Annotated in this window: 19 protein-coding genes, 1 pseudogene and 1 riboswitch; of the genes and pseudogenes, 8 read left to right on the top strand and 12 right to left on the bottom strand. The window is 65.4% G+C overall.

Annotated elements, in window-relative coordinates; genetic code table 11:
* Window positions 1-5: 5 nt before the first annotated feature.
* From ASC89_RS26820 to ASC89_RS26805, 4 genes are all read right to left on the bottom strand, one after another.
* Window positions 6-881 (bottom strand): ABC transporter permease, encoded by an 876-nt coding sequence (locus ASC89_RS26820; protein WP_056003832.1) that lies wholly within the window; start codon window positions 879-881, stop codon window positions 6-8.
* Between the two features lies 1 nt (window position 882).
* Complete coding sequence (locus tag ASC89_RS26815) at window positions 883-1,842, bottom strand: ABC transporter permease (RefSeq protein ID WP_056003829.1); 960 nt, start codon at window positions 1,840-1,842, stop codon at window positions 883-885.
* A 71-nt stretch (window positions 1,843-1,913) separates the two neighbouring features.
* Window positions 1,914-3,503 carry an ABC transporter substrate-binding protein gene (locus tag ASC89_RS26810; RefSeq protein WP_056003826.1) on the bottom strand — a complete coding sequence of 530 codons (1,590 nt, stop codon included), beginning with the start codon at window positions 3,501-3,503 and terminating at the stop codon, window positions 1,914-1,916.
* A gap of 25 nt (window positions 3,504-3,528) precedes the next feature.
* Window positions 3,529-4,248, bottom strand: a complete 720-nt coding sequence (locus ASC89_RS26805) for a FadR/GntR family transcriptional regulator (RefSeq protein WP_055875700.1) — start codon at window positions 4,246-4,248, stop codon at window positions 3,529-3,531.
* A gap of 91 nt (window positions 4,249-4,339) precedes the next feature.
* On the opposite strand from ASC89_RS26805, the gene ASC89_RS26800 reads away from it, so the two are divergent.
* Window positions 4,340-5,293: a dihydrodipicolinate synthase family protein gene (locus ASC89_RS26800; RefSeq protein ID WP_056003822.1), complete on the top strand. Its 954-nt coding sequence runs from the start codon at window positions 4,340-4,342 to the stop codon at window positions 5,291-5,293.
* 45 nt (window positions 5,294-5,338) lie between these two features.
* Here ASC89_RS26800 and ASC89_RS26795 read toward each other — a convergent pair whose 3' ends face one another.
* Both ASC89_RS26795 and ASC89_RS26790 read right to left on the bottom strand, forming a co-directional pair.
* Window positions 5,339-6,118 (bottom strand): LytTR family DNA-binding domain-containing protein, encoded by a 780-nt coding sequence (locus ASC89_RS26795; protein ID WP_244488565.1) that lies wholly within the window; start codon window positions 6,116-6,118, stop codon window positions 5,339-5,341.
* 11 nt (window positions 6,119-6,129) lie between these two features.
* Window positions 6,130-7,218, bottom strand: a complete 1,089-nt coding sequence (locus ASC89_RS26790; RefSeq protein ID WP_056003816.1) for a sensor histidine kinase — start codon at window positions 7,216-7,218, stop codon at window positions 6,130-6,132.
* A 175-nt stretch (window positions 7,219-7,393) separates the two neighbouring features.
* Here ASC89_RS26790 and ASC89_RS26785 point away from each other — a divergent pair, with 175 nt between their 5' ends.
* The 3 genes from ASC89_RS26785 to ASC89_RS26775 are packed head-to-tail and all read left to right on the top strand — an operon-like array spanning window position 7,394 to window position 9,240.
* Window positions 7,394-8,326 carry a DUF4189 domain-containing protein gene (locus ASC89_RS26785; RefSeq protein ID WP_162248001.1) on the top strand — a complete coding sequence of 311 codons (933 nt, stop codon included), beginning with the start codon at window positions 7,394-7,396 and terminating at the stop codon, window positions 8,324-8,326.
* 46 nt (window positions 8,327-8,372) lie between these two features.
* Entirely contained in the window at window positions 8,373-8,810 is a 438-nt protein-coding gene (locus tag ASC89_RS26780; RefSeq protein ID WP_156384789.1) for a hypothetical protein, read from the top strand.
* Between the two features lie 22 nt (window positions 8,811-8,832).
* Window positions 8,833-9,240 carry a hypothetical protein gene (locus tag ASC89_RS26775; protein WP_055875719.1) on the top strand — a complete coding sequence of 136 codons (408 nt, stop codon included), beginning with the start codon at window positions 8,833-8,835 and terminating at the stop codon, window positions 9,238-9,240.
* A gap of 65 nt (window positions 9,241-9,305) precedes the next feature.
* Here the strand turns inward: ASC89_RS26775 and ASC89_RS26770 are convergent, their stop codons facing one another.
* Complete coding sequence (locus ASC89_RS26770) at window positions 9,306-9,809, bottom strand: hypothetical protein (protein WP_056003807.1); 504 nt, start codon at window positions 9,807-9,809, stop codon at window positions 9,306-9,308.
* Window positions 9,810-9,878: 69 nt separating this feature from the next.
* On the opposite strand from ASC89_RS26770, the gene ASC89_RS26765 reads away from it, so the two are divergent.
* From ASC89_RS26765 to ASC89_RS26755, 3 genes and pseudogenes are all read left to right on the top strand, one after another.
* Entirely contained in the window at window positions 9,879-10,409 is a 531-nt protein-coding gene (locus tag ASC89_RS26765; RefSeq protein WP_055875724.1) for a hypothetical protein, read from the top strand.
* Between the two features lie 95 nt (window positions 10,410-10,504).
* A pseudogene (locus ASC89_RS26760) lies at window positions 10,505-10,762 on the top strand (tripartite tricarboxylate transporter permease); the annotation flags it as partial.
* An 83-nt stretch (window positions 10,763-10,845) separates the two neighbouring features.
* A complete protein-coding gene (locus ASC89_RS26755) occupies window positions 10,846-11,397 on the top strand; it encodes a hypothetical protein (RefSeq protein ID WP_056003802.1) in 552 nt (183 codons plus the stop codon).
* A gap of 158 nt (window positions 11,398-11,555) precedes the next feature.
* Here the strand turns inward: ASC89_RS26755 and ASC89_RS26750 are convergent, their stop codons facing one another.
* The 5 genes from ASC89_RS26750 to ASC89_RS26730 form a co-directional block, all read right to left on the bottom strand.
* Window positions 11,556-12,557 (bottom strand): ABC transporter substrate-binding protein, encoded by a 1,002-nt coding sequence (locus ASC89_RS26750; RefSeq protein ID WP_056003799.1) that lies wholly within the window; start codon window positions 12,555-12,557, stop codon window positions 11,556-11,558.
* A 3-nt stretch (window positions 12,558-12,560) separates the two neighbouring features.
* Window positions 12,561-13,313: an ABC transporter ATP-binding protein gene (locus ASC89_RS26745; RefSeq protein ID WP_082533625.1), complete on the bottom strand. Its 753-nt coding sequence runs from the start codon at window positions 13,311-13,313 to the stop codon at window positions 12,561-12,563.
* Window positions 13,310-14,116 carry an ABC transporter permease gene (locus ASC89_RS26740; protein ID WP_056003796.1) on the bottom strand — a complete coding sequence of 269 codons (807 nt, stop codon included), beginning with the start codon at window positions 14,114-14,116 and terminating at the stop codon, window positions 13,310-13,312. Before ASC89_RS26740 ends, ASC89_RS26745 begins: the two co-directional genes overlap by 4 nt.
* A 27-nt stretch (window positions 14,117-14,143) precedes the next feature.
* A complete protein-coding gene (locus ASC89_RS26735; protein ID WP_056003793.1) occupies window positions 14,144-14,752 on the bottom strand; it encodes a YkoF family thiamine/hydroxymethylpyrimidine-binding protein in 609 nt (202 codons plus the stop codon).
* Window positions 14,743-14,856, bottom strand: a riboswitch (TPP riboswitch). (Overlaps the previous gene by 10 nt.)
* Window positions 14,857-14,994: 138 nt before the next feature.
* Window positions 14,995-17,283 carry an acetamidase/formamidase family protein gene (locus ASC89_RS26730; RefSeq protein ID WP_056003790.1) on the bottom strand — a complete coding sequence of 763 codons (2,289 nt, stop codon included), beginning with the start codon at window positions 17,281-17,283 and terminating at the stop codon, window positions 14,995-14,997.
* A 334-nt stretch (window positions 17,284-17,617) separates the two neighbouring features.
* On the opposite strand from ASC89_RS26730, the gene ASC89_RS26725 reads away from it, so the two are divergent.
* Window positions 17,618-19,069 (top strand): acetamidase/formamidase family protein, encoded by a 1,452-nt coding sequence (locus ASC89_RS26725; protein WP_056003787.1) that lies wholly within the window; start codon window positions 17,618-17,620, stop codon window positions 19,067-19,069.
* Window positions 19,070-19,072 lie beyond the last annotated feature (3 nt).

Below are 19,072 nucleotides of genomic sequence, written 5' to 3'. Positions count from 1 at the left end.
GAGGATCAGTTGAGGTCGGAACGGGGGTCGAACGCGTCGCGCAGGCCATCGCCGATGAAGTTGATGGCCAGTACCGCAAGCACCAGGGCGGCGCCGGGGAACATCCACTGCCAGACATACTGCTCAAGCACGACCGTCGAGCGGGCGGCGTTGAGCATGTTCCCCCAGCTGGCTTCGGGCGGCGGGATGCCGAGGCCGAGGAAGGACAGGCCAGCCTCGAGCAGGATGGCATTGGCAATCTGCAGCGTGGCGTAGACGACGAGGATGTCGATGCAATTGGGCAGGCCATGCCTGAACAGCAGGTGCCAGAGGTTGGCTCCCATGCCGCGCGCGGCGACGACGAAATCACGCTCGCGCAGCTCCAGCAGCCGTGCCCGCACCATGCGTGAGAGCACCGGCCAGGACAGCAGCGAGATGACGAAGATGGTGGGCACGATGCCGGTACCGGCGATCGAAGCGAGCACCAGGAGCAGGATCACGGGCGGCAGCGTCATCGCCAGATCGACCAGCCGCATGGTCGAACCATCGGTGATGCGACCCCCAAACGCGGCGAGCGCGCCGACGAGGAAGCCGATGACCAGCGAAATGGCAACCGAGACGCCGGCGACAAGCAAGGAAATCCGCCCGCCCTGCAGCAGCCTTGCCAGCACATCGCGGCCGACGCCGTCGGTGCCGAACCAATGCGCCGCGCTCGGCCCCTTGTTGAGGGCGCGCAGGTCGATGTCGTTGGGGGCGTGAGGCCACCAGAGGTCATAGGTCAGCACAGCGATGAGTACGGGCAACAGGATCATCAGCCCGGCGACTGCCGCGCCGTTGCCGACGAAACGCGACAGCGATCGGGCCAGCGGGCCATTGCTGCGGGGGAGAGCGATGGCAACCATCTCACGCCACCTGGATGCGCGGATCGACCGCGGCGTAGGTGATGTCGGTGACGAGGTTGACCAGGATGACACAGGCGCCGATCACCAATGTCGCGCCCATGATCACCGGATAGTCGCGGGTCTCGACGGCATTGACCATCAGCAGGCCCATGCCGGGCCAGTTGAAGACGCTCTCGATGAAGATAGCGCCGCCAATGGCCATGCCGATGGTCGAGCCGATCAGCGTGATCACCGGCAGCAGCGCATTGCGCAGCGCGTGTTTCACAATGACGAAGAACTCGCGGACGCCTTTGGCGCGGGCCGTGCGCACGTAATCCTGGTTCAGCACTTCCAGCATCGAGGCGCGCATGTAGCGCATGATCAGCGCAGCCTGGCCGATCGACAGCAGGACGGCTGGCAGGATCAGGTGAGCGAGGAGATCGCCGAGGGAGAACGGTACGCCGGGGGTGAGCATGCCGCCCGACGGCGCGACGCGGAACTGCACCGAGAAGACATAGAGCCCGAGCAGCGCGGTGAGAAATGCCGGGCTGGAGATGCCGACGAAGGCGGCGACAGAAAGCCCGACATCGGTTGTCGAATTGCGGCGCACCGCACCGATGATGCCGGTCGCGATGCCGAAAACAATCGAGAGCACTAAACCGGTGGCCATCAGCAGCAGCGTCGGGCCGATGCGCTCGAACACCAGTGCCAGCACGCGGACGCCGCTGCGCTGGATCGAGTAGCCGAGATCGCCGGTGGCTGCTGCTCCCAGCCATGCCAGGTACTGGACCGGCAGCGGCTGGTCGAGGCCGAGGCGGGCCCGGATCGCCGCCATTTCGGCCTGCGACACCGAGACGTTGGGATCGATATAGGCATCGATCGGATCGCCGGGCGCCAGGCGCAGCAGCACGAACACCAGCACGCTCAGCGCGATGAGCATCAGGAGGCCGAGCGCAAGGCGGCGCAGGGTGAAGGTGAGCATGGGCAAGTTCACGCGGATTGCGGGGTGGAGGGCAGGCGAACCCGCCCTCCTGTCAGGTCGGGAGTGCGCGGCTATTGAGCGTTGCCCAGATCCCACTTCTCGGGATCGGCATCGAACGGACCGCCGCCCGGGGCCGGGGTCCAGACGAAGTGCTCGAGGCTGGTTGAGGAGACGCCATAGCGGTTGGCGACCCACATGGTGGCCCAGGGCAGGTTGGCGTTCATCGCCTGGCAGACCGCCTGGTAGCGGGCGTCGCGCTTGGTGGCATCGGTCTCGCCGAGCGCCGCGTCGAAGGCCGCACTGACCTCGGGCATGCGTATGCGCAGCGCATTGGTGCCGGCCGGCGGGATCATGGTCTCGTTCAGGCCGACATTGATGTTGGACGGCTCCGGCCCATCCTGCAGGCCGGCGTAGATCAGCGGGAAGTCGGCAAAGTTTGGTTCGGCGGCGAGCACCGTGGCGTTGTAGGTCGGCGAGTCCACGGCGCGCGGCACGATGTTGATCCCGACCTGCGCCAGCATGGCCTGGATCGCCGCGAGGACGTTCGTCGACAGCGGGTTGTTGTAGTAGGTCAGGATGGTGATCGGCTTGTCGCCATTGATCTCGGCCCAGCCCGCTTCGGCCAGCAGTGCCTTGGCCTTCTCCGGGTCGTAGGCATAGGGCTCGATGCCGGCAGGCACGAACTGTTCGGCGACATAGCCGCAATTCGCTTCGGTTGCCGCACCGTTGTAGAGGCTCTCGATGATTGCCTTGCGGTCGATCGCGTACATCACCGCCTGGCGAACCTTGAGATCCTTCCAGAACGGCACCTCCTGGTTGAAGCCGACATAGTTGACGACGAAGCTCGGACCCTCGATCACCTTGAACTGGTCATTGCCGTTGAAGGTCGCGACGTCATCTGCCTCGACGTAAGTGAACTGGATTTCCCCGGCGCGCAGCGCCGCGACGGCGGCCGCCGAGTTCTCGAAATAGCGGTTGATCAGCTTGTCCACGGCCGGCCTGCCGCCACGGTAGTCCTCGTCGGCGACGACCTCGACATACTGGTCGGTCACGTATTTTTCGAACTTGAAGGCCCCGGTGCCGACCGGCGTCGTCGACCACCAGGTGCTCTTGGCGAGATCGGCCGGCGGGACTTTGCCCAGCGCATGCTCGGGCAGCATCATGATCTTGGTGAGCGTATCGAGCAGCCCGGCATTGGGGGCGCTCAGCGTCAGCACCACGGTGCGGTCATCAGGCGTCGCGATGCTTTCGATGGCGCCGAGACGCGCCGCGAACACACTGCCGGTGTCACCGTTCTTGGCTGCCTCCAACGTGAATTTCACATCAGTCGAGGTGAAGGCCTCGCCGTCGTGCCAGCTCTCGCTGGTCAGCTTGAAGCTGTAGGTCTTCTGATCGGCGCTGATCTCGAAGCTCTCCGCCAGGTCGCCGACGATCGCCGTCAGGTCGGCGTTGTAGATGACCAGCGGCTCATAATAGACGCTGAGCCAGGTGAGGCCGGCGGTCGCGGCGAGTGGATTGAAGTTGCCCGGAAAACCACCCGGGCCGACGTCGAAGCCGCCGCTGATGGTCTTGCCGGTCTCTGCCAGGGCTGGCAGCGCCAGCATAGGGGCGAGCAGTGTCGTCGTCAGCACGAGTGCTGACCTCAAAGTCCTCAGTCTCATGGTCGTCCTCCCAGTTGTCCCTATTCTAACGAGCGGTCTCGCCGTTCTTGGCGATGACCCCCAGAATGCCGTGATAGTGGTGATCGAGCCGCGCCCGCGCCGCCTCGACGTCCCGGGCTGCCACCGCCTCGACGATGTCGTGGTGGTCCTTCCAGGTGGCGAGCGGGTTGGGATTGTCGAGGTTGACGAAGTCCGAGGCCTTGTAGAAGGCCAGCCAGAACACATCGATCAGCTTGCTCAGCATCTGGTTGCCCTGGCAGCGGAACAACAGCAGATGGAAAGCCTTGTCTTCGTCGGCGAAGCTTTCGTGGTGCTCGGCCCGAACGCGCATCCGATCGGTCACCGCCCGCAGCTCGGCGAGGTCGTCCTCGCCGATCATCTCGACCGTCTTCTCGATCAGCGCCACTTCGAGCACGCGTCGGATCTCGACGAGTTCGCCGACTTCGCGCAGCGAGCCTCGTAAGCCATAGGCGAGGTGCTCGAGCAGCGGGTCGAACGAGAAGGCCCTGACAAACACCCCGATACCGCGCCGCGTCTCGAGGATGCCGACCGATTCCAGCGCCTTGATCGCCTCGCGCACCGAGTTGCGGCTGACCGCCAGCTGCTGGGCGAGGAAGCTCTCGGGGGGAAGCGGGTCGCCACCGCGCAGCCGGTTCTCGTCGATATAGGCCTTGAGGCTCTCCTGCACCGAGGCGTGCAGCGTTTGTGGCTTGGTCAGCGGCTGCAGCGACTTCGTTTCGATCATGGTGGCTGGTCAATCCCGTCTTCGTTGATTGCTTGATATCAACTTGTAGGATATCCATCAAGACATATTGGATGTCCTATGAGTGGCGACGATGAACAAGCTGGAACGGCGTGACGCGCCTTGGGGCAAAATTCGCGGCAACTGGGCGACCTTGCTGCTGCCGATCGACAGCGACGACAGCATCGATTTCGTGCGCCTCAGCACAGAGATCGACGTCTTGATCGCCGCCGAGGTCGACGGGATCTACTCCAACGGCACGGCGGGCGAGTTCCACAACCAGACGGAAGCGGAGTTCGATGCCATCCAGCAGCTGCTGGCGCAAAGCTGCAGGGCCGCCGGCATGCCCTTCGTCATCGGCGCATGCCAGCCCGACCCGCGCCTGGCGCTTGACCGGGTGCGGCGGGCTGCGGCGCTGGCGCCGGATGGCATCCAGGTGATCCTGCCCGACTGGTGGCCGCTGTCGAACGCCGAGGCCGTCGACTTTCTCGTGATGGCTGCCGAGGCGGCCGGCGCCATCCCGCTCATCCTCTACAACCCGCCACACGCCAAGCGCGTGCTGGGGCCAGCGGAACTGGCCGCCATCCTCGAGCAGGTCCCGCAAGTGGTCGGCGTCAAGCTTGGTGACGGCGACGCAGACTGGTACGCCGAGGCTCGGCAGCACCTCGCCGACTGGGCCCTTTACGTGCCCGGCCACCACCTCGCGACCGGCGTGCGCGAAGGTGTCGCCGCCGGCGCCTTCTCCAACGTCGCCTGCCTGAGCCCCTCGGGCGCTCAGCGCTGGACGGAGCTGATGCTCACCGACCCGGAGGCGGCCCGCGATATCGAACGCCGCCTCTGCAGCTTCATGGAGGATCACATCGTCCCGTTCCGCCGCGACCATGGCTACTCCAACGCCGCGCTCGACAAGCTGCTGGCTGCCGTCGGGAACTGGGCCCCGGTCGGCACGCGGCTCCGCCGCCCCTATCGCTGGATCGACGAGGGCTGGACCGAGCAACTGCGCCAGGCGGCCCGTTCGCTGGTGCCCGAAATCATGGAGGCCCCCTAGTACCAGCCATCGGCGACCGACGTCTGGCGCTACGCCTCCTTTGCTTCAGCGCGTATCCGGCATTATGCCGCGCGCCAGTTCAGCGCGCATCTTGGCCGCGTAGGTTCGCCCGACACGGATTTCGCTGCCGCCGACCAGTTCCACGATCAACCGCGAGAACTGCGCGGTCCGCAGGCGAACGATGGCATCCCTGCGGATGATCGCACCGCGATGCACGCGCACGAAGATCCTCGGCGGCAGCCGCCGTTCCAGCGATGTCAGGCTCTCTTGATGCAGGTGGCTTTCCCCGTCGCTGAAGATGCGGACATAGTCGCGCTCGGCAACGATGTGCGTGACGTTGTGCAAGGCAAGGCGCCGATAATCGCCGCGCGAGCGCACCCAGAAATCCGGCCCGGCACCTTCGGTCTGCTGCAGTGCGTGCCGCAGGGCCCTGATCACTTCCTGAAGCTCGCCGACCCGCTCCTCGTTTGAGCTGGCCCGCAGCCGGGCGCAGGCCCGCGCGACCGCCAGCTGCAAACGCGCCGGTTCGAGCGGCTTGGTTACATAATCGATGGCATGCGCGTCGAAGGCACGCTGGGCCTGATGGTCGAAGGCGGTCACGAATATCGTTGCCGGCGCCGCCGGACCAAGCCGCTCCAGCAGGTCGAAGCCGGTGCCGCCCGGCAGCTGAATATCGAGCGTGATGACATCGGGGCGCAATCGCTCGATCAGCATGCCGGCCTCGGCGAGATTGGCCGCTTCGCCCGCGACATAGACGTCCGGCATTGCCGCCAGGGCACGCCGGATCCGGCCGCGTGCGAGTGGCTCGTCGTCGATAATCAGCACCGAAAATCCACTCATTCGTAACGTAGCGGCAGCTCGACGACCGCCTCCCACTTCCCCTGACCGTCATAGCCTGCAGTGCATCGCCCTCGGGCGCCGAACCGGGCGGCAAGCCGTTCGCTGACATTGGCCAGCCCGATCCCCGTCGAGGGAGGTTCCGTCGTTGCGCGATCGGGTGCCACATCGTTGGTGACCACCAACCTGAGGTCTTCATTCACCGCCGCGGCTTCGATGCGAATCAACATCGGCGCGCTCGCCTGCCCCACGCCGTGCTTGATGGCGTTCTCGACCAGAGGTTGCAGGATCAGGCTGGGTACGAGCGCGCCGTTCAATTCGATGGGCACATCCACTGCGAAATTCAGCCGATCGGAAAAGCGTTCGCGTTCGATCGCCAGATAGTCCTGCTGCAGCGCCAGTTCCCGATCCAGGCGAACATCGCTCAATGGATCGAGGGTCAACGTCGTCCGCAGAAATTCCGACAGGACGACGACCATCCGCTTGGCTTCGTTCGGCATGCCTTCTTCGATCAATGCCGCAATGGAGTTGAAGGTATTGAACAGGAAATGCGGATTGATCTGATAGCGCAGCGCCCGCATCTGCGCTTTGAGCGCCTCTTCCCGGATTGCCGCAAGCCGCTGCTCCTGCTGGCGCACTTCGTGACTGTAGAGCATCGCCACATAGAGGCACGCCCAGCCAAACAGGAACGAGCTGTTTTCGATCAGGCTGTAGACGAAATCGCGCGGCGTGAAAGCCGGCTTCTGCGGCCACAAGTACCAGGAGGCGATGAGGAAATCGATGCTCGCGGAGAACGGTGAGCAGAGCAGCGTGAGCACGAAGCACAGGATGGCCTTGTGCAGGAAGGACAAATTGCGCCAGCGCAGCAGCAGCGCCGAAATGGCGAAGGTGATGACGATGCTGGCGGTGATCCAGACCAGCTTTCCCGGCGCCGATACCCATGCGTCGACACCGACAAAGTGCCAGAGCAGGCTGGCGATCAGGAAGACCGAGGCCCAGTAGACCACCCCGAGCTGTCGGGTCATCCGGCGCAGCTCGATCCGCGCATCTGCGTCTTCGGTCAAGGCGCTTTGGCCATCGGCACTCATCGCATGACTTATTTGCATATTGCCGCGTCGAGTCGAGTGCCGCTCGTGGCGATTAGAAGCCGTTCGCAGATTTCTCGCGCCACTGAGGGCGGGATCGCAGCCGGTCGCCGAAATCTTCTTTCGGGACGGGTGATCCGATGATCGCCTGTTATCTCAACACCACAGGATGAACATGATGAAGCGTTTCGGCGATCTGCGCTGGGTTGGGCAAATGCTGCTGATCGCAATTGTCTGGTGCCTGTCGCCGGCGTCGGCGCAGGCGCAGCATTATCCCTGCAACGGCCCCGGGCCGGGGGAGCGGCTGGTGGGGATGGCTCCCAATGGCCCCGGTGTCGCCCCGACGCCGATATGTGCTCGCGATGACAGCGGCGCAGCCCCGGAGCAACCCGAGGCGCCCAGCGATGGCAGCTTTGCGGCGATCGCCTGGCATGTCGACGCCGCCGATGTCTGGGTCGACGGCAATTACAGCGGCGCGAACAATATCGGCGAGCAAGGCGCGCTCGATGCGTGCAACAGGGTGATGGGCGGCGGCTGTACGTCGGCCGGCACCTGGTCGAATTCATCGATCGCGATCATCCGCGATAAGGAGGGATATTTCTACAGGGGCTGGCTTGGTGAGGGCGGCGCCGATCGTGATCAGGTGATGGCCGAATGCTCGGCCAAGCAGCTGTTGCCGTGCGAGGTCTTTGCGACGATCCGCGCCAGCACCAACCAGCGTTTCCCTGGCGCCAAGGCTCGCAAGTATTTCGCCGCGTCCGCATGGGTCGCCGGTGGTGCCGACGACGGCTACAACGCCAAACTCTACGTCGCGAGCGGCTACCGCAGCGCCGATGCCGCGAGCGCCGCGGCGATCGAGGCGTGCAGCGCCGACACGTCGCGGCGGTGCGAAACCAACGCGCTGACCGGCAATGGCTTCATCCAGGCGTATCGCCTGGGCGGCAACAACGACAGCGCGACCACCGAGACGTCGGCCCGGCGCGCCAAGCAAGCGGCGCAGACGAACTGCAAGAAGCAGCAGAGCGCGACCTGCGATCTGCAGGCGCTGTTCGACAGCCGCAAGGCGGGGCTGTTCGTGCACGATTTCGATACAGGCAAGACGACGCGCTAGGCGCGGGTCAATGAGTCGGTCTCTCGCATTCTTGCTCGCAGTGACGTTGGCCGGCACGAACGGTTTTCAAGAGACGTCTCGAGACTCCTCGCCTGCGGTTACGCCTGAGCGGATCTCGTATGTCGGCACCGGCAATGGTTGGAGCGGCGGTCGTACCGAATGGTCGATCGATCGTTCGGGGCGGGGGTCTTACCGCACGACTGTCCGGATCGAGGCGGAAGGCCAGTTCAACGCCGGACCAGAAGGTTTTGCGCGCATCCGCGCGATACTGCAGCCGCTCGAGGCGCTGCGCGAACTGCCCTGTGAGGGAGCGGTAACGGACCAGGGGACGGGAGCGCTGAGCTGGCAACGCGGCGATCGGACAAGCTCGCTGCGTTTCGATTTCGGCTGCAATTTTCGTCAGCCCGACGCTGCCCGGACGTGGCTGGGCCGGGCGAGCGACATGGTGCGGGAATGGGCCCTGGCGAAGGGGTCACGCGGCTGACGCCGCCAAGGAGAAGCATGCAATGAAGCGTTTTCGTCCGTTCCAATACGTCGTCCTGTTCGGGCTTGCCGTGACAAGCGCGGTCGCCGCCCAGGCGGTCGAAACGGGACAGCTCGACGGCATCGTCGACGAGCAGATGAACTACCTGCAGTTCCGCACCGCCATACTCGGCGCGACGTGGACACCACTCGTCGACCCGCAATGCGATGCCAATGTCTACGGCCGTCCTGGCGGCCCGAAAGACGACACCAATATCTGCCGGCAGCTGCCCGAGCTCGAATCCTGTTCGGGCGACGGCTATTGCAGCATGTACTTCGTCCACGAGCCGTCCGGCAGGAAGGTGCAGGTCGTCACCTATGGCGATTACGCGCGCTGGGAGCTGCCCGGCGGCCAATCGGATCTGGCCGTCATCGAGTGGAGCTATCAATGAGCCGCCGCGGTGCGTCGCATGCGTCGGACACAGACGCCGGGCTGCGACGACGACGCCTGTGGCGGTCAGCCCGGGATGGGGCCGATCGGCCAATCACCGAGGGTTTGCTCGATCTCTCCGGCTTCGGACGGGCACATGAGAAAGAGGGTGAAGGCCTTCTCGCCTTCGGCATACCAGTCGGCGCCACGCACATCCGGCTCGACACCCTCCGAATAGCAGAGTGCAGCCTTGCTGCCATCGAGGGCGATCAGGATGCCCCAGTTGACGTCGCCACCGCTGGCCGGGTCGTAACTGCGGACATAAAGCCGCTGCCCCACCTTGATGACAGGCGTGGTGACCGCATCGGTGACATACACCTGGTCGCGCACCGGGCCCGCTGGTGCGGCAGCCTCGATCGCGGCGCGCACCAGGGGATGCTCGAGAAAGCTCACGCCCTCGACTTTGTCGAAGACATACTTGCCGACATAGGCGCCGAGATCGGGCGCGACCTCGTTCGGGGCGGCGGCGGCCGGCACGGTCGTCATCAGGCCTAGCGAGAGGAGAACGGAAAGAATGCTGATGGTACGCATGGTACTCCGGGAGAAGCTGGAGAGTTGGGCTGAACTGCAAGATGCTGCAGGCAAACGCAGGGGTTGCCCGTGAACGCGTCGTCCGCCAAGATTGCCGAAAAGGTCATTATGCGCAAATACTTCGTGCTGGTCTGCGGTTTGTTTTTGCTTGCATCGCAGGTCGGTGCAATGGCGCAAAGCCCGGTGCCGAAGCCGACGGACGGCTATGACTGGGCGATCCGGATCGACGAAGAGGATCGGACGCGTCCGGCCATTCTGGCCTATGAGGTAGCGGATACCGACGATCAGCCGCTGAACTTCTCCTGCGAGGAGGGCGGTGGGCGCATCTTCGCGGGGATCGCCGGCGTCCCCGGCGACCTGACCGAGATCACGCTGGTTTCGGGCAATCAGACGCTGCAACTCGCCGGCAAGACCGATCAAGATGAAATGCCGTCCTTCACATCGAACGGCATCGCCGGCGATTCCTTGTTCATCAAGGCCTTTGCCGCCAATGGTTGGCTTCGCATGACCGCCGGCGGGCATGAAACCGATATGGCGGGCAGCCTTCGAGGCGCGAAAGCGATCTCGGCTTTCGTGGCCCATTGTAACCGGCCGCATTAGAGCGATTGGGGAGCGGCGAGACGGCGGATTTCGTCGCCAACTGACGAAGTGCCGGCTTACCTGCGCGGTCGCCTCACCGCCTGACGCCCAGCCGCGCCATCTTTTCGTTGAGGGGGCGGCGCGGCGCCTGCGTCGGGTGCAAGCCTGCGCCGCTGCTTCTCGGCTTCGTGCTCGGCCCGCCGCTGGAAGAGAACCTGCGCCGCGCCATGATCATCTCGAAGGGCGACCCGCTGGTGTTCGTCGAGCGACCGATCTCGGCGGTGCTGCTGGCCATGGCGCTGGCCGCGGTGATCGTCGCGCTGCTGCCGGCGACCCGGCGGAAGCGCAAGGAAGTGTTCGTCGAGGAGGATTAGGCGCAGCGCTAAGCCTCCTGCCGGGGCCTTACATTTTCCGCACCGGCAGCTGACACTTGCCGGATCAGCAGAGGAGAGTCGCCATGCGCACAGCATTCGTCAGCGTCCTGATAGCCGTCGTCGCCCTCGCTGCTGGATCGGCGTCGGCACAGAGCAGCTACACGCCGCTCGACCTCGATGCCTGCGAGGTGCTGAAGGTCTACGAGGAAGCGGGTGGCGCGGACCTCCGCTGCCCGGGGCATGGCGGGTTCGACGTCTTCGTCTCGGAAGGCGATGCGCGGATGGATGTCGATTTCGGCGTGCGCAACGAGGCGTTCGAGACCTTCTCGGCCTTCAACAGTGTCGGCAAGACGGTGGAATGGCTGGAGGACGAGGACGGTGTCCAGGCAGCGGTGCTTCGCTTCCTGATCGACGTCGATGGCCGCAGCGCCGCAGCGCTGGTGGTCAGCAAGGTGGGGCTGCGGGAGGCGCCGGGCTGTGTTGTGGCCATAGTGGATGCCGCCGCCGAACAGGCCAACGGAACGGCGCGGGGCCTCGGGGCGATGGCGAAGTTCTTCGATTGCGACAGCGACGGGGTGATGATCGTGCCGGGCGCCCGCGGTCTCGTTGCCGATTTCAGCGGCGCCAACCAATGAAAACCGGCGCGAAGGTGGTCTGGCGAAGGACGGGTGATTTCGGTCGGCAGAGCCCGCCGAGAGAGGCGGTAACACGCGTCCACAGCTCCGAACCTGGATGACGGGATGAGTAAGCCGGTGCGGCGCTCAACCCGGAGATTGAGCGCCGCAGTTATGAGCTATTCGGCCGGCAGGTACTGGTTGCTGAAGTAAGTCGAGAAGTCAGGCTTGTCTGCCAGCACCACCCCGTTGCCGTCGCGCAGGATGCCGGCGGTGAAGAGGTACTGGCCGATGGCTTCCATTTTGGCGGGCGCGATGGCGCCAATCACGCCATCGGCGCTCTGCAGATAGTGCCCGTCGATCAAGGCCTGCAGCGAGGCGCGGATCAGCGCCCGATCGGTCAGGACGTCGCTATTGGCGGCAATGAGGATGTCGGCGGCTTCGTCCGGATGCTCGACCGCGTAAGCGTAGCCGCGCTCGGTGGCGCTGATGAAAGCCGTGGCGGTCTCCGGATTTGCATCGAGATACGCCTCGCTGGAGCCGATCAGGGTGGTGTGCTGGTCGGGGACGCCGAAATCGGCATAGCGGAAGGCGCGCTGGGCCTTGCCGTCGAGTTCGGCCTTGACCCCCTCCCAGGTGTAGACTTCGAGGGTGAAATCCACTGCGCCATTGGCCAGCGCCTCGTAAGCAGAGGTCCCCAGCGTCACGGTTTCGAACGTGCCCTCGCCGCCATCCGCACGGATCATCGAGGTGATCAGGGCATTCTCCCAGGCGCTGCCGAAGCCGCCATAGGTCAGGCCATCGAGGTCCCGCGGGCGCTGGATGTCCGCGCGTTCGGCGTTGAACACCAGCCGGCCGGTCTCGGTCTGGGTGACGGCGTAGACGCCCTTGAGGTCGGCGCCGCCGGCGCGCTGGGTCATGAAGCCGATGGAACCGACAATGCCGAAATCGGCGACATGGTTGGCCACCAGCGCGCCGGCGGAGGTGTCGGTGTAAGGCAGGATTTCGACGTCGAGCCCGGCCTCGGCATAGTAGCCGAGCTCACGCGCCACATAGAGCCCGATGTGGTTGGTATTGGGGGTCCAATCGAGGGCCATGGTGACGTGCTGCTGCGCGGCGACCGGGCTGGCGGCGAGGCCAATGAGGCAGGCGGCGGCGAGCGCCAGGTGGCGGAGGTTCATCGTTCAAGTCCTTTGGGTTGGGGCGGAGAGGAGCAGATCGAGGATGCCGGCCTCGATGGCGGCGACCGCCGCGCCGGTACGGCGGGGGCGCGGCAGGGGCACGGCAACTTCAGCGATGACGCGGCCAGGGCGGGCCGACAGCACATAGATGCGGTCGGACAGCAGCACCGCTTCGCGCACGTCATGGGTAACGAGGAGGGTGGTCCAGCCGTGGCGGCTCCACATGGTTTCGAGCCAGCGTTGCATATCGGCGCGGGTGAGAGCATCGAGCGCGCCGAACGGCTCGTCGAGCAGCAGCATGTCCTTGTCCTGCACCACGGTACGGAGCAGCGCCGCGCGCTGACGCATGCCGCCGGAGAGCTGGGCAGGATAGTGGTGCTCGAAGCCGGAAAGGCCGAACTCGGCGAACAGTGGCGCCACGCGCCGGCGCGCCGCGGTGCGCCCGATGCCCTGCACCTCGAGGCCCAATGTCGTGTTGTCGATGATCCGCCGCCAATCCATCAAGGCGTCGCGCTGCGGCATGAAGGCGAAAGGGCGGTGGTCTGGCTGAAGCGGGGCGCCATCGAACAGCATGGCGCCGGTGTCGGGGCGCAAGGCCCCGGTCAACAGCTTGAAGATGGTGGATTTACCCGAACCGGATGGGCCGAGAACGGAAACGAACTCGCCTTTGCCAACGGCGATGGACAGCTCGCCCAACACCTGGAGATCGCCGAAGGCTTTGGCGATGCCGCGCAGTTCGAGGCGCGCGACGCTCATGGGCTTTCGCTCCCGGAGAGGCGCAGCCAGGGCATCGACAGGCGCTGGATCAGTACGGTCGCTCCGAACAGGAGCAGCGTCAGGGTGGCGCTGACCGTGACGGCGGCAAGCACGAGGTCGGGGCGGAAGTTGTTCTTGGCGTTGAGGATATAGATGCCAAGCCCTTTGGCCGCGCCGGCATACTCGGAGAAGATCGCGCCGACCACGGCGTAGGTGATGGAGATCCTGAGGCCGGCGAAGAAGAAGGGCAGGGCCGAGGGCAGGCGGGCGATGAGGAAGATGCGCCAGCGTGGCGCACCCATCGAGGCCACCAGTTGCTCGATCTCGTCGGCGGTGGCGGCATAGCCCTGCACCAGCGCGATCAGCATTGGAAAGAAGGTGACCAGCGCCACCAGCATTATCTTGGGCGCGAGGCCGAAGCCGAACCACAGCACCACCAGCGGCGCGATGGCGATCATCGGCAGGGTCTGGCTGATGACAAAGACCGGCAGCAGGGCGCGGCGCAGCGGACGGAAGAAGTCGATCAGCACCGAAAGGGCGAAGGCCGCCGAGACCGAGCAGGCAAAGCCGAGGAGGGTGGCGGTGAGGGTGGGGAGTGTGTTGTCCCACAGCGCCCGATGCTGCAGTGCGCCTTGCATCAGCACCCGGGAGGGCGCGGGCAGTGTGGTCGGTGGAATCCCTGAAAGCTGGGCATAGGCCTCCCAGAGGAGGAACAGGCCGCCGACCGAGAGCAAAGCAGGCCACAGGCGGCTGAAGGCTGTTGCGGCGCGTCCCGCGACCGGGCGGATGAAGGGCATCGACATGGACCTTGAAGGAAAAGCAGACGTGCCTTAGCGGGCGGTCGGGCTGTTCGCGGAAACGGTCAGGTCGATGGTGACGTGTCCTTCGGGCGGCCCGAACCGGCAGAAGGCTTCGGCCAGCGTCGCAAACACCGGACCGGCATCGCCGCGCAGCACCGAGCAGAAGTGCTTGGAGCGATCGAACACACCTGAGCTCTTCAGGAAGTCGATGCAGCCATAGATCTCGTCCATGTGCTGGCCGGTGCCCATCACGTAAAGCGAGAACTGGGCGGCTATGGATTGGCCGGTTGCGGCTGCCGAGGCGACAGCCGCATGGGCGGTCGCCTGGCGGACGGCCAGCGGTTCGAGCGGATCGGCGAGCGCGTTGGTGTTGCAGATCGCCTCATCGGGCTCACCAGGACAGCCGCGTGAAATGGCGGCCGAGAAGGTGACATGCTTGCCGGCCTGCGCCGCTGCGACGAAGAGGTCGCGCATGGCCGGAAACAACACCTCCGGCGGCCCGACCAGGAGGGTCGAGATATCGTCGGTCTCGATGCGCAGCCGGTCCCGATAGGGATCGAGCGCGCCAAGCGCCGAGAGGATGACGCCGACGAAATCGTCGGCCATGGGATAAAGGGAAATCTGTGCGCCGGAAAACATCGCCCGCCTCGCTCCGCTGGTATTACCCAGATCAGCTTTAGGGTCCGCGCACTTAGCGTGCCGCATCTCAGCCCCGGCAATACGGAGCACCCCTGTGGATGGCGTTGCTTAGACCACGGTTGGGTCGGCTTTGGAAGAGGCGGCTTTCGGATTTGGTTTGATTGGCGCGGGCGCGCCCATCATTGGCCGGACGCAGTATGCGCCAGGTTGACGCAGGCCGGCTTCGTACTCTCTAGGTTCGGCTAGCGCATGCTGCGACCGCGGAAGATCGCCTTGTCGATAACGGCATGGACGCCGAAGTTGCCGTCCGCAACCTGGGTCACGCCGAAATCGACGGCGAGCGACATGATGGTCAGCGCCTCGTCTTCGTTCAGTCCGTAGACGTCCATCAGGAACCGGCGCGTCTGCCGGAAGGCGTTGCGCAGCGCCAGGTCCACGGTCGACTTCTGATAGACCTCAGCCTGGGCATTGCGACCGAGATCGCGCAGGTAGTTGAGGTGGCTGAAACTCTGGATCACCCAACTGTCGGGGGTCTCGATCAACGGCGCCTTGAGCCCGGTGACACAGGCCGCTGCGTCGGCGGCTCCAGCCTTGTGGAGGCGGATGCGGATGTCACCGGTCAGCGAGCATTCAAGCCCAGTGCCGTTGATCTCGCCGTCGGACAGGGCGAAGTGCCCGTCGCCCATCGAGAGCAGGCCGCCCTCCACCGATACCGGCAGGTAGATCCGGGACCCCTTGCCGGCGCGCCAATTGTCGATATTGCCGCCGAAATAGCTCGGCGGGATAGAATCGACGAGTTCGGACTCCCGCGGCGCCAGCGCCACGAAGCCGAAATGCAGGCGCGCCGGAATGGCGATACCTTCGAGCACGGTGCGATGCTCGACCAGAGTGTGATCGACCGGTACGCCGGGGTAATCCATGGTCTTGTGCACGACGCCGAACGGATCGGCCTGCGGCTGCCACACGTAGCTGTAGAGCGGACGAGCCTCTTGGGGTCGCTCGAGATCGATCTCGAAGATGGTGACGGTCTCGCGCTTCGCCCGGTCGAGCAGATCACCATACTGGTACCCCCACCAGGCCGAGGCGTTCGAGGCGAAGGCCTTGCCGGTGTGCAGCGGATTGCCGCTGGGCCGGGGCCGGATGTCGATGATTTCAACCTCGATCACATCGCCGGGCTCCGCCCCGCGCACGTAGATGGGGCCGGTGCAGATATGCACCCCGAACCCTTCGCCCGCGCCGCGCCCGAACACCGAGGCGTTCATCGGTCCGGCTCCGCGCCGGTCGATGTTCTTGCCTTCACTCGTCCAGCCGAAGACGCTTTCGGCGCCAGCATCCCCCGCCACCATCCGATCCCAGTCGTCGCCGGAATGCTGGGTGAGCGTCTCGATCGTGACGGTGGCTCCCGGCTCAACCCGCAGCACCGGTGGCAGCGTGCGACTTACATAGCCCCAGTGTACCGTGTCGGCGGTCGCCGGCAGGTGATGCCGATCACCGGGCCACGGCTCAGGCGCGGGCCTCGTTGCCTCCTGCGGCCCGGCCGGCGGAGTTTTCGCGGGCGGTACAGGCTGGTGCGTCGTCGGCCTGCCACGCTGGGAGTAGCCGTCATCGACCGGCACGGCGGCGCGGCGCATCTCCGTGGGGGTCATGCGGAAAGCCGTGCTGAAGGCGCGGCTGAAATGCGCCTGATCCCGAAAACCCCAGCGCTGGCCGATGGCGGCAACGCTTTCGCGTGCGTGGTTCGGATCGAGCAGGTCCACCTTGCAGCGCTGCAGCCGCAACTGCCGTACATGGTCGGAGAAATTCTCGCCCCGCCCTTCGAACAGCCGCTGCAGGTAGCGCGCCGACATCCCCTCCTGGCGGGCGATATCGGTGAGCCCGAGATCGGCGTTGGTGAGCTGGCTGTCGATCGCGGCCGAGACTCTTCGGAAATGCGCCGCCTGCACCTGGGTCAGCCCGCCGTCCGGGGCGTTTGCCTCACCGAGCAAGGCGCTTGCCACCAGTTCGGTGAGCGCGATCTCGCCGGCGGCCAGATCGGCCTGGCCGAGATTCTCAATATCAGCGGCCAGCGTCCGCAACAGCGGCCGAGCCGCGGCGGCCGCCACCGTGCGGCCCAGCACGACCGGCAGCCGCACCGGCACGCGGCCCAGCCGCGCCGCGAGGGGCCCGCGTTGCAGCCGCAGCAAGACGGCACGGAAATCGGTACGCCAGCGCATCTGCCAGGCTGTGCTCATCTCGAGCGCGACGAGGTCTCCGTCAGCCAGCTCGAGCGCGGTTCGCCCGGCGGTGAGCCGCGCCCTGCCTCTGCCGACGAGCAGCAGGAGCACTGGCGCCCCAGGCCCGTGCGCAACACTCTCGAGCGCCTGCGCTTCACCGGCGAGATCGGCGAGCAGAGCTCCGGAGCTGGAGGGCGAAACCGCAATAGTGCCGCTGGCTCCGCTGGCCTGCAGCCCCAGTTGTGCGAGCCGCTCCAGCCATGCGGCGCGGCGGCGGTCGAGGGGCACGGTTTCGACGCTGAACCGGACGGCGCTCATGGTGTCCCTTCACGCGCCGCAGACTGCGGCGCTGCTTCGGCACCCACCTCGATCAGAGCTTCCCAACCCTGAGCTTAGCATAGCCCGGCCGACCCGCCAGTCTTTGCCGTGAGACGAACAATCTCTTGCCTTTTGGCTGTCAGGCAGGCGCCCGACAAGGCTCGGCTCGGAGGACTGCTTCCGACGTACCTTGTTGATAATGCTGAAAAAAAGAGAGAGACGAAGTGCCAGGGGCCGATCGAGCCGGGGTCCGGACAGCCTCTTCGCCCGATTGCCTGAGCCGGGCCTGACCGGGATAGTTGCGCGTAGATGCAACCCCCGCGAAGGACACCCCATGTGCAAAGGCGATGACGTTAACTGCCCTCAGTTCGAGGCCCACTATCGAAGCTTCAAGGAGGATCTCAACGTCGAGCGCCGCAGCTTCCTCAAGAGTGGCTTCCTGGCTGCGGGTGGCCTTGCCGCCCTCGGCGCCGGCGGCGGCATATCGCTGGTCACCCCGGCGCTGGCCCAGGCCTCTGCCGCCCGCCAGCCACAGCAGCGCGCGTACCACTATCTCCCCGCTACCGCCGACACAGTGCATTGGGGCTTTTTCAGCAAGACGCTGAAGCCGCAGGTCGAGATCGACTCGGGCGACATCGTGACCATCGAGACCCTGACGCACCACGCGGGCGACGATCTCGAGCGCATGGTCGAGGGCGATGAAGGCGCCGAAAGCGTCTACCTCTGGACCAAGGACAAGAAGGGCGTCGACCGGCGCGGCGCCGGCCCGACCGACCCGGCCGTCTACAAGAAGGGCTCGGGCGAAGGCATGGGCGTCCACATCCTCACCGGCCCAGTGTTCGTGCGCGACGCCGAACCGGGCGACATCCTCGAGGTCCGCATCCTCGACTGCACCCCGCGGCCTTCTGCCAACCCGAAATTCGCGGGCAAGTCCTATGGCTCGAACGCCGCAGCGAACTGGGGCTTCCACTACAACGACATGCTCGAGGGCAAGAAGCGTGAGGTGATCACCATCTATGAGGTGGACGTCACCGGCAGCAAGAGCTGGGCAGAAGCGGTCTATAATTTTCCCTGGGTGCCGCAGACCGATCCGTTCGGTGTTACCCACACCACCATCGACTATCCCGGCGTGCCGGTCGACCACGCGCTGACGACGCGCAACTACGACGTGCTGAAGGGTATTCGGCTGCCTATTCGCCCGCATTTCGGCACGCTTGGCCTGGCCCCCGCCGAAGCTGATTTTGTCGACACCGTGCCGCCCAGCTATACCGGCGGCAACATCGACAACTGGCGCATCGGCAAGGGCGCGACGATGTACTACCCGGTCGCCGTCGAAGGCGCGATGATGTCGGTCGGCGACCCCCATGCCAGCCAGGGCGACAGCGAACTCTGCGGCACGGCGATCGAATGCTCCCTCACCGGCACCTTTCAGTTCATCCTGCACAAGGAGGCCGACCTGGCCGGCACCCCGCTGGAAGAGCTCAACTATCCCATGCTGGAGACCCAGACCGACTGGCTCGTACACGGCTTCTCGTTTGCCAACTACCTCCAGGAGCTGGGCCCCTCGGCGCAGAGCGACATCTACTCGAAGTCGTCGGTAGACCTCGCGCTGCGCGACGCGTTCCGCAAGATGCGGCACTTCCTGATGACGACAAAGGGGCTGACCGAGGACGAAGCGGTGTCGCTTATGTCGATCGGCGTCGATTTCGGCGTCACCCAGGTCGTTGACGGCAACTGGGGCGTCCATGCGATCGTCAAGAAGGACATCTTCGCCGGTCGCGGCTGACCC

The organism is Devosia sp. Root413D1, assembly GCF_001425235.1.
In the GTDB taxonomy this organism is placed as follows: Bacteria; Pseudomonadota; Alphaproteobacteria; order Rhizobiales; family Devosiaceae; genus Devosia_A.
This window is presented reverse-complemented; position numbering and strand designations above follow the sequence as displayed.

What these genes read in the sequence shown, in the direction of transcription:
- ASC89_RS26725 (WP_056003787.1), top strand. Translation starts at nt 17,618, where the DNA reads ATGTGCAAAGGCGATGACGTTAACTGCCCTCAGTTCGAGGCCCACTAT.
- ASC89_RS26800 (WP_056003822.1), top strand. Translation starts at nt 4,340, where the DNA reads ATGAACAAGCTGGAACGGCGTGACGCGCCTTGGGGCAAAATTCGCGGC.
- ASC89_RS26810 (WP_056003826.1), bottom strand. Translation starts at nt 3,503, where the DNA reads ATGAGACTGAGGACTTTGAGGTCAGCACTCGTGCTGACGACGACACTG.
- ASC89_RS26750 (WP_056003799.1), bottom strand. Translation starts at nt 12,557, where the DNA reads ATGAACCTCCGCCACCTGGCGCTCGCCGCCGCCTGCCTCATTGGCCTC.
- ASC89_RS26770 (WP_056003807.1), bottom strand. Translation starts at nt 9,809, where the DNA reads ATGCGTACCATCAGCATTCTTTCCGTTCTCCTCTCGCTAGGCCTGATG.
- ASC89_RS26735 (WP_056003793.1), bottom strand. Translation starts at nt 14,752, where the DNA reads ATGTTTTCCGGCGCACAGATTTCCCTTTATCCCATGGCCGACGATTTC.
- ASC89_RS26745 (WP_082533625.1), bottom strand. Translation starts at nt 13,313, where the DNA reads ATGAGCGTCGCGCGCCTCGAACTGCGCGGCATCGCCAAAGCCTTCGGC.
- ASC89_RS26755 (WP_056003802.1), top strand. Translation starts at nt 10,846, where the DNA reads ATGCGCACAGCATTCGTCAGCGTCCTGATAGCCGTCGTCGCCCTCGCT.
- ASC89_RS26815 (WP_056003829.1), bottom strand. Translation starts at nt 1,842, where the DNA reads ATGCTCACCTTCACCCTGCGCCGCCTTGCGCTCGGCCTCCTGATGCTC.
- ASC89_RS26785 (WP_162248001.1), top strand. Translation starts at nt 7,394, where the DNA reads ATGAAGCGTTTCGGCGATCTGCGCTGGGTTGGGCAAATGCTGCTGATC.
- ASC89_RS26740 (WP_056003796.1), bottom strand. Translation starts at nt 14,116, where the DNA reads ATGTCGATGCCCTTCATCCGCCCGGTCGCGGGACGCGCCGCAACAGCC.
- ASC89_RS26790 (WP_056003816.1), bottom strand. Translation starts at nt 7,218, where the DNA reads ATGAGTGCCGATGGCCAAAGCGCCTTGACCGAAGACGCAGATGCGCGG.
- ASC89_RS26820 (WP_056003832.1), bottom strand. Translation starts at nt 881, where the DNA reads ATGGTTGCCATCGCTCTCCCCCGCAGCAATGGCCCGCTGGCCCGATCG.
- ASC89_RS26775 (WP_055875719.1), top strand. Translation starts at nt 8,833, where the DNA reads ATGAAGCGTTTTCGTCCGTTCCAATACGTCGTCCTGTTCGGGCTTGCC.
- ASC89_RS26730 (WP_056003790.1), bottom strand. Translation starts at nt 17,283, where the DNA reads ATGAGCGCCGTCCGGTTCAGCGTCGAAACCGTGCCCCTCGACCGCCGC.
- ASC89_RS26805 (WP_055875700.1), bottom strand. Translation starts at nt 4,248, where the DNA reads ATGATCGAAACGAAGTCGCTGCAGCCGCTGACCAAGCCACAAACGCTG.